Genomic DNA, 15,285 nt, shown 5'->3' with positions numbered 1-15,285 from the left:
CATGTTGAGTCGAACTGCTTCAGATCTGTACTGGATGTCGCGCTACCTGGAACGTGCGGAAAACCTCGCACGCATGCTCGATGTCAGTTATTCGCTGTCGCTGATGCCCCAGGACGGGCGCGGCGATGGCCTGCACGAACTGGCCATGCCGCTGTTGATCACCGGCACCCTGGAGGATTACCTCGAACGCCACGGCGAACTGCACGCAGAACGTCTGTTGCACTTCTTTGCACTGGATGCCGCCAACCCGGCCAGCATCTACAGTTGTCTCGGCGCTGCGCGGGCCAGCGCTCATGCGGTGCGTGGGCGAATTACCGCCGACATGTGGGAAAACATCAACGCCACCTGGCTGGATATTCGCGACATTGCCCAGCAGGGCTTGAGCCGTTATGGCATGAGCCGGTTCTGTGAGTGGGTCAAAGAGCGTTCCCATCTGTTTCGCGGCGCCACCTACGGCACCATCATGCGTAACGATGCATTTCGCTTCATTCGCCTGGGCACTTTTATCGAGCGTGCCGACAACACACTGCGCTTGCTGGACGCCCGCTATGAGATGGCCGGCGATCGCGCCGAAGCGGTCACCGATGGCACCGCCCACGCCTACTATCAGTGGAGCGCCTTGTTGCGTGCGTTGTCGTCGTTTGAGGCCTACACCGAGATTTACCGCGATGCCCCCGGCGCGCGGCAAGTGGCGGAGTTGCTGCTGTTGCGCGCCGATGTGCCGCGCTCATTGCGTGCCTGCAGCGAAGAGATCGACCAGATCCTCGCCAGCCTGCCGGGCCTCAACGGTAGACCGGCCCAGCGCCTGGCCGCCGAGATGGACGCGCGCCTGCGTTTCACCGCCATCGATGAAATCCTCGAGGAAGGCCTGCACGCCTGGCTGACCGACTTTATCCCCTTGGTCCGCCAGTTGGGCGACGCCATCTACAGTTCCTACCTGGAGGCGGCATGAGACTCTCCATCAGCCACGAAACCACCTACCACTACGAAGACCAGGTCCGTGCCAGCATCCAGTACCTGCGCCTGACGCCCCACGACAGCGAACGCCAGCACGTACTCAGTTGGCAACTCGACCTGCCGCGTCCGGTTCGCGCCCAAGTGGACCCGTTCGGCAACATCCTGCATGTGCTGACCCTGGATGAACCCCACGACGCCATCATCATCGGCGCCCGTGGCCAGGTGGACATCGACGAGTTGCGCGAGGCCGAACATGAGCACCAATCGGCGTTCCCGTTCCTGCGGTGCACCCGCCTGACCGAACCTGACGAAGCCTTGCGCGGCTTTGCCGACCAGCAATGCCATCACCGTCGTGACCGCACCGCGTTGATCGACCTGATGCACGCGCTCAACCAGGCGATGGTCTACACGCCCGGCGCCACCGAAGTCGACACCTGCGCCGCCCAGGCTTTCGCCGGCCGTGCGGGCGTGTGCCAGGACCACACCCACGCGTTCCTGGCATGCGCGCGCAGCCTGGGGATTCCAGCGCGGTATGTGTCGGGGTATTTGTACTCGGAGGACAGCACGCACCTGGCCAGCCACGCCTGGGCTGAAGCCTGGCTGGATGACGCGTGGTACAGCTTTGATGTGACCAACCAGCTTGCGCGGCCGGAGCGGCATTTGAAGCTAGCAGTGGGGTTGGATTACCTGGATGCCTGCCCGGTGCGTGGGATGCGGCGGGGCGGTGGGCATGAGCAGATGCATGCCAAGGTGTTTGTGGCGCCGACGCCGGTGATCTCCGTCCAGCAGCAATGACCTTGTGGCGAGCCCGCTCGCCACAAGGGTTCCTCACCCGATGTTTAAGGTTGCTGCTTACGCCCCGCCATATGCTTCAAATACCCCACCAACAAATCCAGCTCGCCGTCCGGCAATACACTGGCAGCAAACGCTGGCATCTTCGCCTGCGGCCAATGCCGCAAGCTTTGCGGGTCACGGATATAGCGCTTGAGGAAATCACCACCGAAATACTCGGTGGGGTTATACGGAATGTTCAAATCCGGCCCCACCTGCGCATCGCCGGCGCCATTGAGGCGATGGCAAGCCATGCAGTTTTTCTGGAACAGCACAAAGCCTTGGTTGATCGGGTCATTGGCTGCCAGCTTTGGGTCCGGCAAAAGTGCGGGAAAGCGCTCTGCAACCGTCTTCAACTGTTTGATCCCGGAGATCTGGAACGGCCACTGCTCAGGGCTGATGTGCCCGGCTTGCGGGTCGGTCCACACCAGGTAGAACGGCCCCGCACTCGGTTTGCCTTCCGCCAGCGCAGGCCATGGCTGGGCAGGATCTTCCACCGCCAGCCAGGCGCGTGATCCGTGGGTTTCCAGCAGCGGCGCAGCAGTGAGTTCGGCAGCGAAACCATCCAGGGCAACGGCCTGTAAGTGGCTTTCAGGTTTCAGCCCCGGTAGGAGCGCGGCCAAGGGCACTGCGCGATAACTCATGGTGCGCTTGTAGGAAACGTCATCGACAATCTGCACCGTTTGCGCCTGCGGGTGCTTGAGCAGATCAGCGGTCTGCCACGTCTTGTGAGTATGGTCGAGTTCGATGGTCAATTGTGCTGCCGAAGCGGGAAGCGCGATCAGCAAGGCGAGGAGGGCGAAGATCGATTTCAAGAGGCAGGCCCGGTGTAAGGTGGCGATGGCGCTCACGATACCGGAAATCGGCGCGCAAAAAGACAGCCCCTGCAGGACCGCTATGCGCAATGTCCCGGCAGGTGCTGCCAAAAGCTGCAAACCCGGTGCTGTGAAGGCACGGAATGTGGGCGTTGAGGGGTCACCCAATGACCTTGGTCAAGTTGGGCAAGATCAGAATCAGTGTGGTGGCGAACAGAATGAGTCCCGCCTGACGTACTTTCGAATGTTTGAACATGGCTGACTGCCTTTTGTTGTTATTCCTGAGCGTCAAATGCGTGCCGGTTTTATTTCAGTATGGCGAGATGACGTGTCGCTTTTCTTACAGCCGCTCCAGCAAAACCCGGCAGTGGCTTCCTACTGATTCAACCTTAGAGCCCTCGTTCTTCGTGGCTTAGACTCATTTCATATCAGCTCATGAATATTTCAGCTTAAAAAGGCATGAGGCATATCGCCATCTTGGCGCCAATGCCTTGGCTAGACAGCTAAAACGATTAACCCGGCTATTAGCTTAGGAGACTACCGTTCGTCCGAGCGAGGGGGTCAAAAGCAATGAGCGCATCCGTCATTGAAACCGTGTCAATCGGGCCTAAGGTAGAGGCACACATGCACAGCGGTTCGAGGACGTCATGACCCAAGCTTTGATCTTTGATGCGATACGCACGCCCCGTGGCAAAGGCAAGGCGGATGGTGCCCTGCACAGCGTCAAGCCGGTGAACCTGGTGGCCGGCCTGCTCACGGCGCTGACCCGGCGCAGCGACCTCGACACCCACCACGTAGACGACATCGTGCTCGGCTGCGTAACCCCGATAGGCGACCAGGGCGCCGACATCGCCAAGACCGCTGCTTTGGTGGCGGACTGGGACATCAGCGTCGCCGGTGTGCAGATCAACCGTTTCTGCGCGTCGGGCCTGGAAGCCGTCAATTTGGGTGCGATGAAAGTGCGTTCCGGCTTCGAAGACCTGGTGGTGGTCGGTGGCGTTGAGTCCATGTCCCGTGTGCCCATGGGCAGTGACGGTGGCGCCTGGGTACTCGATCCGCAGACCAATATGCACAGCCACTTCACCCCACAGGGTATCGGCGCGGACCTGATTGCCACCCTGGAAGGGTTCACCCGTGAAGACGTCGACACTTTCGCCCTACATTCCCAACAGAAAGCGGCGAGGGCGCGGGCGGACGGGTCCTTCAATAAATCGCTGATCGCGGTGCAGGACCAGAACGGCATTGTGCTGCTGGACCATGACGAGTTCATCCGTGGCGACTCGACCCTGGAAGGCTTGGGCAAGCTCAAGCCCAGCTTCGAAATGATGGGGCAGATGGGCTTCGACGCCACCGCGCTGCGGGTCTACAGCCATGTGGAGCGCATTCACCATGTGCACACACCGGGCAACAGCTCCGGCATCGTCGATGGTGCCGCGTTGATGTTGATCGGCTCTGAGGCCAAGGGCCGCGAGCTGGGCCTGCAACCCCGTGCGCGTATCGTCGCCACGGCGGTCACCAGTACTGACCCGACCATCATGCTCACCGGCCCCGCGCCCGCGACGCGCAAGGCCCTGGCCAAGGCCGGGTTGCGCGTTGAAGACATCGACCTGTTCGAAGTCAACGAAGCCTTCGCCTCCGTGGTGCTCAAGTTCATCAAGGACATGGGCATCGACGCGGCGCGAGTCAACGTGAATGGCGGCTCCATCGCCATGGGCCATCCGCTGGGCGCCACCGGTTGCGCCATCCTCGGCACCTTGCTCGACGAACTGGAAGTGCGCCAGCAGCGCTACGGCCTGGCCACCCTGTGTGTCGGCGGTGGCATGGGCATCGCCACCATTATCGAACGCCTCTGAGCCCAAGGAATCAGTCATGACCCAAGCCATTCGTTACGAAAAAGGCCAGGACGGCATCGTGGTGCTGACCCTCGACATGCCCGGCCAGAGCGCCAACACCATGAACGGCGCGTACCGCGAGGCCATGGCGGCCACGGTGCAGCGTCTGGAAGCGGAAAAGGATGACCTTGCGGGCGTGGTGATCACCTCGGCCAAGAAGACATTTTTTGCCGGCGGCGACCTCAATGAATTGATCCAGGTCGACAAGGCCCACGCCAAGGATTTCTATGACGGCGTGCTGGTGCTGAAAGCGCAACTGCGTCGCCTGGAAACCCTCGGCAAACCCGTGGTCGCCGCGATCAATGGTGCGGCGCTGGGGGGCGGCTGGGAGATTTGTCTGGCATGCCATTATCGCGTGGCGCTGGACGAGAAATCGGTGCAGCTGGGCCTGCCGGAAGTCACCTTGGGCCTGCTGCCGGGCGGTGGCGGGGTGGTGCGTATGGTGCGCATGCTCGGGCTGGAAAAGGCTTTGCCGTATCTGCTGGAAGGCAAGAAAGTACGGCCGCAACAGGCGTTGCAAGCCGGGCTGGTGAATGAGCTGGCGGCGGATCGCGATGAGCTGCTCGTCAAGTCCCGCGCCTGGATCCTGGCCAATCCGGACGCCAAGCAACCGTGGGATAACAAGGGCTACCAGATCCCCGGCGGTACACCGTCGAGTCCAAAAGTTGCGCAGATGTTGGCGATTGCACCGTCGATTTTGCGCAGTAAGACCCAGGGCTGTTTCCCCGCGCCGGAGAAAATCCTCTGCGCCGCCGTCGAAGGCGCCCAAGTGGATTTTGACACCGCGCACCTGATCGAAACTCGCTACTTCACCGAGCTGGTGACGGGGCAGGTGGCGAAGAACATGATCGGTACCTTCTGGTTCCAGCTCAATGAGATCAATGCAGGCCGTTCGCGGCCGCAAGGTTTCGCACCCTATGTCACGCGCAAGGTCGGCGTGCTCGGTGCAGGCATGATGGGCGCAGGCATCGCTTACGTCAGCGCCAGCGCGGGAATTGAAGTGGTGCTCAAAGACATCAACCTGGCGGCCGCCGAGAAGGGCAAGGCGCATTCGGCGGCGTTGCTGGACAAGAAAGTCAGCCGTGGGCAATTGACCGCCGAACAGCGGGAAACCACCTTGGCGCGAATTCTTCCTACGGCCAGCGATGATGACCTGGCCGGTTGCGACCTGATCATCGAAGCGGTGTTCGAAGACCGCGCGCTCAAGGCCAACGTCTCCGCCGCCGCGCAAAACGTGGTCGGCGCCGACGCTGTGATTGCCTCCAACACTTCCACCTTGCCCATCAGCGGCCTGGCCACGGCGGTGCCGGATCAAGCCAAGTTCATCGGCCTGCACTTCTTCAGCCCGGTGGACAAGATGCCCCTGGTGGAAATCATCAAGGGTTCCCACACCAGCGACGAAACCCTGGCCCGAGGTTTCGATTTCGTTCTGCAAATCAAGAAAACCCCGATTGTGGTCAACGACAGCCGTGGCTTCTTCACTTCGCGAGTGTTTGGCACCTTTACCAACGAAGGCATCGCCATGCTGGGGGAGGGCGTGGCCGCGCCGATGATCGAGACCGAAGCGCGCAAAGCCGGCATGCCGGTGGGGCCGCTGGCGGTGTCGGATGAAGTGTCCCTCAGCCTGATGAGCCATATCAGGCAGCAGACGGCCAAGGATCTGCAGGCGGAAGGCAAGGCTGTGCCGACACATCCGGCGACGGCGGTCATCGATCTGTTGGTCAACGAATACAAACGCGTGGGCAAGGCGGCGGGAGGCGGTTTCTATGAATATCCCAATGGCGGGCAGAAATACCTGTGGCCAGAGCTGAAAAGCCGCTTTGAACGGCCCGACCAACGTATCTCTCCCCAAGATGTGCGCGACCGCCTGCTGTTTATCCAGGCCATCGAGACCGTGCGTTGTGTGGAGGAGGGCGTGTTGATGTCCACGGCGGACGCGAACGTGGGGTCGATCTTCGGCATTGGTTTTGCGGCCTGGAGCGGCGGCGCGTTGCAGTTCATCAACCAATATGGGCTGAACGACTTCATTGCCCGCGCTCGCTACTTGGCCGAGCAATATGGCGAACGCTTCACGCCACCGGCGTTACTGCTCGAAAAAGCGGCGCAAGGTGACACATTCAGGTGATTAAAGGGGGCTTGCCTTGAAGGGGTATTTCAAGGCAGGCTCTGGGGTGTGCAATATTCCCATCACCGTGTCAGGTATTTTTTATGTCGCTACGCGTCTGTATCCTGGAAACCGATATCCTGCGTCCAGGCTTGATCGATCAATACCAAGGGTACGGGCAGATGTTCAAGCGCCTGTTCGCCAAGCAGCCCATTCCCGCCGAGTTTGTCGTGTACAACGTGGTGAACGGCGAATACCCGCCGGACGATGAAGTATTCGATGCCTACCTGGTGACCGGCAGCAAGGCCGACTCCTTTGGCACCGACCCGTGGATCCAGACCCTCAAGACCTACCTGCTCGAACGTTACGAGCGCGGCGACAAGCTGCTTGGCATCTGCTTCGGTCACCAACTGCTGGCGCTGTTGCTCGGCGGCAAGACCGAACGCGCCGGCCAGGGGTGGGGCATGGGCATCCACGACTACAAGCTCGATGCCAAGACGCCGTGGATGAGCCCGGAAGTGGAAGAACTGACGCTACTGATCAGCCACCAGGACCAGGTGACCACGCTGCCGGACAATGCCACGGTCATCGCCTCCAGCGCCTTTTGCCCGTTCGCCGCTTACCACATCGGCGACCAAGTCCTGTGCTTCCAGGGCCACCCGGAATTTATCCACGACTATTCCCGCGAGTTGCTGGAAATTCTTCAGACGACGTTGGGCGAAAAGGTCTACACAAACGGCGTGGCCAGCCTTGAGCGCGACCACCACGGCGCCACCGTGGCGGAATGGATGATGCGTTTCGTCGCGCACAAGCCCGAGGCCCAGGTTTAAAGCCAGCCCGAACGCTTGAAGCTGGCCCACAGGCTGGTGCAACCCACCGCGATAAACCCGAGCACCGCAAAATAGCCGTAGTGCCATTGCAGCTCGGGCATGTTCTGGAAGTTCATCCCGTAAATCCCCGCCACTGCGGTGGGGAACGCGAGGATCGCCGCCCATGCGGCGAACTTGCGCTGCACCACGCTCTGGCGCGACGCCTCCAGCAGCACACCGATTTCGATGGTCTGGCTGGCGATATCGCGCAGGGTGGTCAGGTCTTCCATCTGCCGCGTCACGTGGATCTGCACATCACGGAAATACGGGCGCATGTTCTTGTCGATAAACGGAAAGCTGAGCTTCTGCAGCTCCTGGCTGATCTCCACCATCGGCGCCACGTAACGCTTGAGCCGTAATACGTCGCGACGCAGGCCGTGAATCTTCTGGATATCCCGCTCGCTCAACGAACTGCACAGCACATTACGCTCCAGCTCATCGATCTCGGCATGGATCGCTTCGCTCACCGGCTGGTAGTTCTCGGTGACGAAATCCAGCAGCGCATAGAGTACGAAATCTTCCCCATGCTCCAGCAACAGTGGCCGCGCCTCACAGCGCTGGCGCACAAAGCCGTAGGACGCTGAGTGACCGTTGCGTGCAGTGATGATGTAGCCATTGCCGGCGAAGATATGCGTCTCGATAAACTCCAGCTTGCCGTTCTCGCGCACCGGTGAGTAGGTGACGATAAACAGCGCATCGCCGAAGGTTTCCAGCTTGGGGCGGCTGTGTTTTTCCAGGGCGTCTTCGATGGCCAATTCATGCAGGTTGAACTGGCGTTGCAAGTTGGCCAGTTCCTGGGCGTCGGGCTCTTCCAGGCCGATCCACACAAAGTGGTCGGGTTTGGCGGCCCAGGCCGCGCCTTCATCGAGGGTGATATCCGTGACTTTTTTACCGGCGCTATAAACGGCGGCCGCAACAACTCTACCCATGGTGCTGATCGCTTCTTATTGGGAGGACAGGTGTTGGGCAGCTTAGCTGGAAGGGAGTTCTATTGTTGCGCGACTTTGCAACTCGCGGTCCATCTCGGCAATGCAGGCTCCCATCTGCGCATGACACGCCTGCATCAATGCCGGGATGTCATCCGCAGTCATCCCAGTGGTAGGAATCGGCGGCAACGACCGTATGAGCACATCCCCGCTGTTCCAGCGATTGAGCTGCATGCGAGTGACGTAATTGCTGACACACACCTGCACAATCGGTACACCGGCCGCAATCGCCATATGGAACGCGCCTTTCTTGAACGGCAGCAAACCCTTGCCCAGATTGCGCGTGCCTTCCGGGAACACCCAGATCGACGTGTCTTCATGCTGCAACGTGTGAGTCGTGGTGAGCATCGCGCGGCGTGCCTTGTGCGCATTGCCTCGGTCGATCAGCACGTTGCCCGCCAGCCAGAACAACTGGCCGAACAGCGGCACCCATTTCAGGCTTTTCTTGGCGATGCACACCGTGCGGTAGGGCACCACGTTGCCGAACACAAACAGGTCATAGTTGGACTGGTGGTTGGCGATGATCACGCAGGTGCCAGGCTTGTTGCGCAGCGAGTCCACATCCGCCTTCACGTTCAGCCGCAGAATCCACATGGCTGGGAGCGCGTAAAGGCGAGCACACAGGCGACTGTTGTCCGGATTGAACGGCCGACACAGACCGACCAGCACGCCCAGCACACCGGCGAGCATAAAGTGCAGGCCCATCAACAACATACGCAGCAAAAAAAGCATCGACACGGCCTATCCGGACAAAAGGTGGCGCAGTGTACGGATGTGCACTGTATTCGGCAATTACCCCTGTAGAGGTAGGAGATAGCCGATGTTTAAGCGCATGTTTCGATATCTACCGGCACGGGCAGGCTAGAGCGGCTAACGAGTATTCGGATTTATTTGTAAGAAAAAGCCCGACTCAAGGTCGGGCTCTGGTGTATCAGGCGTAGGGCTTAGCTCAGGATATGTCCCTGGTCCTGGATGATTGCATCGTCCAGGGCTTCCAGCAGCTCTTTACGCACCTTCAACTTGGTGTGCTTATGGGCATTCATGTTCAGCTTCTTCAACTGACGCGCCGCCTCCAGCGCCGCCGCATGCAATTCCTCCGGCGCTACCACCTTGTCGAGGAAGCCGGCTTGCAATGCGCCTTGCGGGTCAAACATCTCGGCATTGATCACCGAACGATGGAACGCCGACTTACGCAGACGATCCCGCGCCAGCTCGATCCCAGCGTGGTGCATGGTCATACCAATCGCCACCTCGTTCAGGCCAATGCTGAATGGGCCTTCCACACCAATCCGATAATCCGCCGACAACAGCAGGAACGCACCCTTGGCCACCGCATGCCCAGGGCACGCCACAATCACCGGGAACGGGTGCGACAACAGACGACGCGCCAAGGTCGAACCGGACGTCACCAAGCCGATCGCCTCTTTAGGGCCGGCGGTCATCACCTTCAAATCATAACCCCCCGACAAAATCCCCGGCGTGCCGGTGATCACCACCACCGCCCGGTCCTTCTCGGCCTGATCCAACGCTTCATTAAAGGCACTGACCACCGCCGGAGAAATGGCATTCACCTTGCCGTTGCTCAAGGTCAGGGTCGCGATACCGTCTTCGAGGTGGTAGGCAATCAACTCACTCATGACGCGGTTCCTTGTAGGATTTGTTATAGAAGGCTTGTTAATAGCAGTGCATGCGCAGACGTTACCCACCACGCCCGCCCCGGTAAAGCGCCGTGACTGACTGTCCAGTCAGACTTTTCCCGCAGACAGGCGTTGGGAAAGCCTGGGGCAGGGCGCAATCGCCGCCCCAGACCCATCCCGCCGATGCCTGAGAATGGCACAATCACCGCCCCTTGCCGGGCGCGGATCGGCATAACCGGCTAACCGCATGAAAATTCTGAAAAAAACCTTTGCCATCAGAAAGGCTTTCGACTACATTAGCGCGCCTCGACAGACTGAACTGGTTTGACGAGATACGGTGAAGTGTCCGAGTGGCTTAAGGAGCACGCCTGGAAAGTGTGTATACAAGAAATTGTATCGAGAGTTCGAATCTCTCCTTCACCGCCAAATTCGATGTAAACAAAACCCCTGGTTTCGAGAGAAACCAGGGGTTTTGTAGTTTCTGGGGTTCGAAAATCTCACCTTTATCGAATCACGCGCTTGGCATATCCATGCGCCGCCCTATGACATCCAGCAAATCGCACCCATCGCGCAACGGGATTGAGCACAGCAAGGCAAAGTCGCTGAGTACAACCGCATCACTGCTTATCTCACCACGTAGTGCAAGGTTCTCAAGCACCTGCGTCACGGCACGAAGTCGATAGGTCGCTGCGTCAAGGAGGATTTCCAGCGGGACGGTTGTGTCGACAAAAAGAGCAGGTGTCGCGCTGTCGTTGCTTGTGAGGGCCATGTATTGGTTCATGAGTGACTCCACTGAGACAAAGGTAAAAGACAACGAAGCCTTTTCATGGATCACTGCAAGAGCAGTGGTCGCCTGAAATAAGGTCGTTTACGTTCCGTCTTGTCATCGAGTCGCCAAACCCGGTCGTTCTTCCGAGCGATTGGACGACTATAGGAGTGGGCATTTTGAAACGGCAGCCCCTCGTTTCTGGGTAGCCTGTAGGGCGTTGCCCAAATCAGGCGACGCTCTGTCGCACATTCTGGTAAGGGCTACCATTCCGTGCCTCAAGCCCGCACATACACCCAAGCCCTCAACCCCGAAGCCAACCCCACCTCCACCCGCTTGTAATCCGCCACCTCATACGCATCCGCCGCCGCCAGTTCCTGCTCGGTAATCTGAAACACCATCCCCTCAACCCTGGCGTCTGCCTGCGTACTCGGCGCCACAATCGGATGATGCGTCTTACCACTGCTCGCCAGCACGTCCGGGTCAGTGATCTCTACCCAGCTCTGCGAGTAACCCAGCATTGCATCCTGCTGGCCGGTCAGCTCGCGGCTGAAGTTGGCCAGTTGTACGGATTTGTCTTGCAGCGTGCCGTAGGAAAACAACAGCACGGGGTGTTCGGTGGAGCGGTTCATTGCAGTTCCTTAAGCGAGGAGGTCTTCGTAGAAAGCGCCGTAGGGTTTGCTCGGATGGGCGATCTGAATTTCGAGGATCCACAGTCCGGCATTCGGGTAGTGCTCGAAATCCCCCAGGTCGCCGCCGCGGTGGATGGCGTGGGGGAAGTCGCTGACGCGGTGGCCCTTGATGTCGAGGTTGAGGTGCCAGCCCATGGCCTGGGCTTGCGCTTCGGCGTAGCGGTAAAGCTCCAGGCCCACGACTTGGTCGTTTTTCCAGCGGGCTTGTACGCGGTCGAACAGCGCTTTGGCGGCGCTGGCGCAGGCGAGCATGTCTGGGTCGTTGCCGATGGCGAAGGTGGCGCCGGCATCGCCTTCGTGGCCTTGCCAGACGGCGCCCATGTCGATGAAGAAGATGTCGTTGTCGCCCAGCACCGGGTCGCCGTCGGAGCGTTGTTTGAAGGTCTTGAGGGTGTTGGCGCCAAAGCGCACCAGCAGTGGGTGCCAGATGCGCTGCATGTCGAGATCGGCGAGGACTTGCTTGCCCAGGTCGCGGGCTTCGGATTCGCGCATGCCGGGGCGGATACGTTGGGCGAGTTGTTCGATGGCTTGCCAGGTCATGGCCTGGGCGTAGCGCATGGAGTCGATGCTGTAGGCGGCGCCCACGGCTTCTTTGGGTTGTGCGGACACCGGCTTTTCCTCGGCTTGAAGTAAGTTTATCGCTATTCCTTTTACTATACAGCGGTGTAATGGCAAAGGGCTTATGGAAACGCTGGAGAAGCTTTCCAAGCTTTGTTAAGGTCGCCGCCTTTCCAATACAGCCATTCAGAGGGATCTAAATGCACCCGGTACTTCGCAAGACATTCGGCGGGCTTTCTGCCCAGTACTACATCCGCAACTTCCTCTTCGGGCTGATTTTTCCCGTGCTGATCTATACCGCGCTGACCCATTCGAAAACCGGTGTGTTCACACTGGGCGCGCTGTTCTATTGCGTGGTCAACAGCCTGCTTTATCCCTACGCGCGCTTCGTTTACGAAAGCATCATGGATTACATTTTTGGCAACAACGTGTTCTTTGTGAATGCCATTCTGATGCTGACCGTCAAGGTGTTCACCATGGCGATCTGCTGGACCATGGCGGTTTTCATTGCGCCTATTGGGCTGGCGTATCTGTACTTCCACCATAGCCGTGCGGCGAATCGAGCCTGATTCGATGTTGCGAAGTGCATAGACTGTGGCGAGGGAGCAAGCTCCCTCGCCACAGGTACGGTGTCAGATATGCAGCCAGGCAAGGCTCCCCAGTATTACTGCTGCGCCGCCTGCGGTGTACGACATCCGCTTCAACCACTCCCGCCGAGTCAGCAAGGTAATCGCCGCCAACGAAATCGCGATCTGGATCGCGGTCATCGCCTGGGCCCAGCGATGATGCTGGTGCAGCGCCTGCTCTGATTTTTCATCCCATTGCTTTGACGTGGCTTCAAGCTTCTCGGCCTGTTTGCGCACGTCCTCCTTCTGGCTCTTGTAGCGCTCGATTTCTTCCTTGTAATGCACCGCGTCCACACCGGGAATGTGGGTGGCCAGTTCGGCGAGGTTTTGCCGGCTGGATTTGGCCTGGTAGTAATTCCACTGGTTGGCGGCTTCGGTCTTGAAGATGGCGGCGTTGTTCTTGTCCATCGCCGCTTCGCTTTCGGTGGAGCCGGCCTGGTAGCTGAGCATGGCGCCGAGGGTGGCCATGAGGGCGGTCATCACTGCGATGCGGCTGGCGAAATTGTCGCCACGGCCGTGGGCGTGTTCGGTGGTATGTTCGAGGTGTTTTTCGTGGGGGCTGGGGACTTCGAAGGCTTCGGACATGGGGGCGTCTGTGAAGGGAATGAGGGAATCTGATTCTTCACCAGTGAAGCTGTCTCAAGCCTGTACGTAACGCTTGCGGGCATTGTGAAGTTTGGCTCGAAGGGGCATGCAGATTCGGCCTCTACTGGGAGAATGAGGCGGCGCTGATACTGGGGTGGTTCGTTCATTCAGAGGATTGGCTTTCATGACTTCATCCAATGCAAAACCTGTCTGGTTTATCACCGGCTGCTCCACCGGTTTCGGTCGCTACCTGGCGTTGCACACCCTCAGCCTCGGCTACCCGACCGTCGTCACCGCCCGCGACCCGCAACAGGTGCAGGACATCGTTGCCGACTACGCCGACCACGCCCTGGTGCTGGCGTTGGACGTGACCGACCCGGCCCAGGTCCGTGAGGCGGTGAAAGCCGCCGAAGATCACTTCGGGCATATCGATGTGCTGGTCAACAATGCTGGCATCGGTTACTTCGGTTCGTTCGAAGAGAGCGAGTTGGACGAAGTGCGCCGCATGTTCGAGATCAACGTCTGGGGCCTCAGCGATGTCACCCGCGCCGCGTTGCCGGGCATGCGTGCGCGGCGTTCCGGTACCGTGGTGAATGTGTCGTCTGTGGGCGGGATCATGGCCTACCCGACACTGAGCTTCTACAACGCCAGCAAGTTTGCGGTGGAGGCGATTTCCGAGTCGTTGTCCCAGGAGGTCGCGCCGCTGGGCATCAAGGTGCTGTTGGTGGAACCGAGCGGTTTCCGCACCGACTGGGCTGGGCGTTCCGCCAACGAAGCGCCTCACGCGATTGCTGATTACCACGCCACCGCTGGCGCGCGCACGGCGTTGTTGCGCAGCATCGACGGCAAACAAGCGGGTGACCCGATGCGTGCGGCGATTGCCATCGTCAATGCCGTGGAGGCCGACCAACCGCCACTGCGTTTGCTGCTGGGCAAGGCAGCGCTGGCCAATGCGCGGACCAAGGTGGAAGCCTTGAGCAAGGACTTTAATGCGTGGGCTTCAGTGACTGAAGGGGCGGATTTTCCAGAGTAGCGCTCTATAGCTCCAATTGACTGGCGTTGATGCCAAACGCCCTGGCAACTTCTTCCTGTGTCAGGTTCAGGTGTTCGTGCCAGGCGCGGATAGGCTTCGCGCCACCTAGCAGACGGTTGCGTGTTATGAAGCCCTCACTTCGCAAACACCACCGGCACGGTAAACCGCGTCTTGCTGCCCTCCGGCGGGCGTGGCACCGGGGAGGCGCGGTCGATCATGTCCAGCGTTGCGGTGTCCAGCTCGGTAAAACCGGCGGAGCGTACGATGCTGGCGCTGAGTACCTTGCCGTTGCTGTCGATTTCAAAGCGCAGATACGCCACGCCCCGGTCGCCTCGATCGCGGGCGTTTTGCGGGTAGCGTTTGTAGCGTTCCAGGTGGGCCAGCAGCTCGGCTTCCCATTGCACCTTTTGTGCGGGGTCGGCGGAGCCTCGTGAGGATCGATTTGCGGCGGTGGTGTCGGCCGGGTGTGTATCCAGCTTGGGCGGTGCCGTGGTAGCTGAGGGTGCCGGTTGTTCATCCTGCTTTTTCGGTGCCGTCTCGAACTCGGCGGCGTGTTCCGGCGCGGACGAATAGGTGCCCTGGGCGGTGTCCTTGAGCGGCGATGTTGCGGTTTTTGCGACACTCGGCCGGGTTGCCGCCACCACCTTCCTGGGTACTTCCCTTGGCGGTTTTTCCGACGGCGTATTCAGCTGTTTCTGTACAACTTTGTCCGGTGCCACTTGCAGGTCTTCTTCCACCGCCTGGGCGACTGGGGCGGCCGCCAATTCGATCATCATCGCCGCTGGAGCGGCTTCGGCCACCGTTACGCTGGGCGTATGCAACCACCAGGCGATAAGGACGGCGTAGACGCTCAGGGTGATCAGCATGGCAACGCTCCACAAGGCTTTGCGTGGCGGGTTGAGGTAGTCGGGAGCAGTCTTGGCAATCATGGGGG

Annotated in this window: 16 protein-coding genes and 1 tRNA gene; 8 read left to right on the top strand and 9 right to left on the bottom strand. The window is 59.8% G+C overall.

The genetic code is table 11. The annotated features are described in order from the left end of the window. Position 1 precedes the first annotated feature (1 nt). Positions 2–952 carry an alpha-E domain-containing protein gene (locus tag H096_RS20625; protein ID WP_033901239.1) on the top strand — a complete coding sequence of 317 codons (951 nt, stop codon included), beginning with the start codon at positions 2–4 and terminating at the stop codon, positions 950–952. Beyond that, entirely contained in the window at positions 949–1,752 is an 804-nt protein-coding gene (locus H096_RS20620) for a transglutaminase family protein (protein WP_033901238.1), read from the top strand. Before H096_RS20625 ends, H096_RS20620 begins: the two co-directional genes overlap by 4 nt. A gap of 44 nt (positions 1,753–1,796) precedes the next feature. Here H096_RS20620 and H096_RS20615 read toward each other — a convergent pair whose 3' ends face one another. Next, complete coding sequence (locus H096_RS20615) at positions 1,797–2,603, bottom strand: cytochrome c (RefSeq protein WP_033901310.1); 807 nt, start codon at positions 2,601–2,603, stop codon at positions 1,797–1,799. 647 nt (positions 2,604–3,250) lie between these two features. Between H096_RS20615 and H096_RS20610 the strand changes: the two genes are divergently transcribed. The 3 genes from H096_RS20610 to H096_RS20600 all read left to right on the top strand — a co-directional run bounded on the left by H096_RS20610 (position 3,251) and on the right by H096_RS20600 (position 7,429). Continuing rightward, positions 3,251–4,456 carry an acetyl-CoA C-acetyltransferase gene (locus tag H096_RS20610; RefSeq protein ID WP_033901237.1) on the top strand — a complete coding sequence of 402 codons (1,206 nt, stop codon included), beginning with the start codon at positions 3,251–3,253 and terminating at the stop codon, positions 4,454–4,456. Positions 4,457–4,472: 16 nt separating this feature from the next. Next, positions 4,473–6,620 (top strand): 3-hydroxyacyl-CoA dehydrogenase NAD-binding domain-containing protein, encoded by a 2,148-nt coding sequence (locus tag H096_RS20605; RefSeq protein ID WP_033901236.1) that lies wholly within the window; start codon positions 4,473–4,475, stop codon positions 6,618–6,620. Positions 6,621–6,703: 83 nt separating this feature from the next. After that, positions 6,704–7,429, top strand: coding sequence for an amidotransferase (locus H096_RS20600; RefSeq protein ID WP_033901235.1), 726 nt, complete (start codon positions 6,704–6,706; stop codon positions 7,427–7,429). Here the strand turns inward: H096_RS20600 and H096_RS20595 are convergent. The 3 genes from H096_RS20595 to H096_RS20585 form a co-directional block, all read right to left on the bottom strand. Next, a complete protein-coding gene (locus H096_RS20595; protein WP_016979227.1) occupies positions 7,426–8,397 on the bottom strand; it encodes a CorA family divalent cation transporter in 972 nt (323 codons plus the stop codon). The two genes, H096_RS20600 and H096_RS20595, sit on opposite strands and share 4 nt — an antisense overlap. A 42-nt stretch (positions 8,398–8,439) precedes the next feature. Next, the gene (locus tag H096_RS20590) at positions 8,440–9,186 is read right to left on the bottom strand and encodes a 1-acylglycerol-3-phosphate O-acyltransferase (RefSeq protein ID WP_033901234.1); all 747 of its coding nucleotides are present in this window, start codon (positions 9,184–9,186) and stop codon (positions 8,440–8,442) included. 212 nt (positions 9,187–9,398) lie between these two features. Beyond that, the gene (locus H096_RS20585; protein WP_015885385.1) at positions 9,399–10,091 is read right to left on the bottom strand and encodes a crotonase/enoyl-CoA hydratase family protein; all 693 of its coding nucleotides are present in this window, start codon (positions 10,089–10,091) and stop codon (positions 9,399–9,401) included. Positions 10,092–10,427: 336 nt separating this feature from the next. Between H096_RS20585 and H096_RS20580 the strand changes: the two genes are divergently transcribed. Continuing rightward, positions 10,428–10,517: transfer RNA gene (locus H096_RS20580), tRNA-Ser, on the top strand. An 85-nt stretch (positions 10,518–10,602) separates the two neighbouring features. Here the strand turns inward: H096_RS20580 and H096_RS20575 are convergent. From H096_RS20575 to H096_RS20565, 3 genes are all read right to left on the bottom strand, one after another. Then, on the bottom strand, positions 10,603–10,872 hold the full coding sequence (locus H096_RS20575; protein WP_033901233.1) for a hypothetical protein: 270 nt from the start codon (positions 10,870–10,872) through the stop codon (positions 10,603–10,605). A gap of 263 nt (positions 10,873–11,135) precedes the next feature. Beyond that, complete coding sequence (locus tag H096_RS20570; RefSeq protein WP_033901232.1) at positions 11,136–11,489, bottom strand: gamma-glutamylcyclotransferase family protein; 354 nt, start codon at positions 11,487–11,489, stop codon at positions 11,136–11,138. Positions 11,490–11,498: 9 nt separating this feature from the next. Then, positions 11,499–12,158 carry a M24 family metallopeptidase gene (locus tag H096_RS20565; protein ID WP_033901231.1) on the bottom strand — a complete coding sequence of 220 codons (660 nt, stop codon included), beginning with the start codon at positions 12,156–12,158 and terminating at the stop codon, positions 11,499–11,501. 149 nt (positions 12,159–12,307) lie between these two features. On the opposite strand from H096_RS20565, the gene H096_RS20560 reads away from it, so the two are divergent. Then, on the top strand, positions 12,308–12,676 hold the full coding sequence (locus H096_RS20560; RefSeq protein ID WP_033901230.1) for a hypothetical protein: 369 nt from the start codon (positions 12,308–12,310) through the stop codon (positions 12,674–12,676). Between the two features lie 63 nt (positions 12,677–12,739). Here the strand turns inward: H096_RS20560 and H096_RS20555 are convergent, their stop codons facing one another. Beyond that, positions 12,740–13,318 carry a DUF4337 domain-containing protein gene (locus H096_RS20555; RefSeq protein WP_033901229.1) on the bottom strand — a complete coding sequence of 193 codons (579 nt, stop codon included), beginning with the start codon at positions 13,316–13,318 and terminating at the stop codon, positions 12,740–12,742. Positions 13,319–13,502: 184 nt separating this feature from the next. On the opposite strand from H096_RS20555, the gene H096_RS20550 reads away from it, so the two are divergent. After that, a complete protein-coding gene (locus tag H096_RS20550; RefSeq protein WP_033901228.1) occupies positions 13,503–14,351 on the top strand; it encodes an oxidoreductase in 849 nt (282 codons plus the stop codon). A 134-nt stretch (positions 14,352–14,485) separates the two neighbouring features. On the opposite strand, the gene H096_RS20545 is transcribed toward H096_RS20550, so the two are convergent. Then, entirely contained in the window at positions 14,486–15,280 is a 795-nt protein-coding gene (locus H096_RS20545; RefSeq protein ID WP_051422121.1) for an energy transducer TonB, read from the bottom strand. Positions 15,281–15,285: the final 5 nt, after the last annotated feature.

The sequence above is a fragment of the Pseudomonas sp. FH1 genome (assembly GCF_000510895.2).
Taxonomy (GTDB): Bacteria; Pseudomonadota; Gammaproteobacteria; order Pseudomonadales; family Pseudomonadaceae; genus Aquipseudomonas; species Aquipseudomonas azotoformans_A.
The sequence above is the reverse complement of the archived record's forward strand: the minus strand, read 5'-3'. Positions and strand labels throughout refer to the sequence as shown.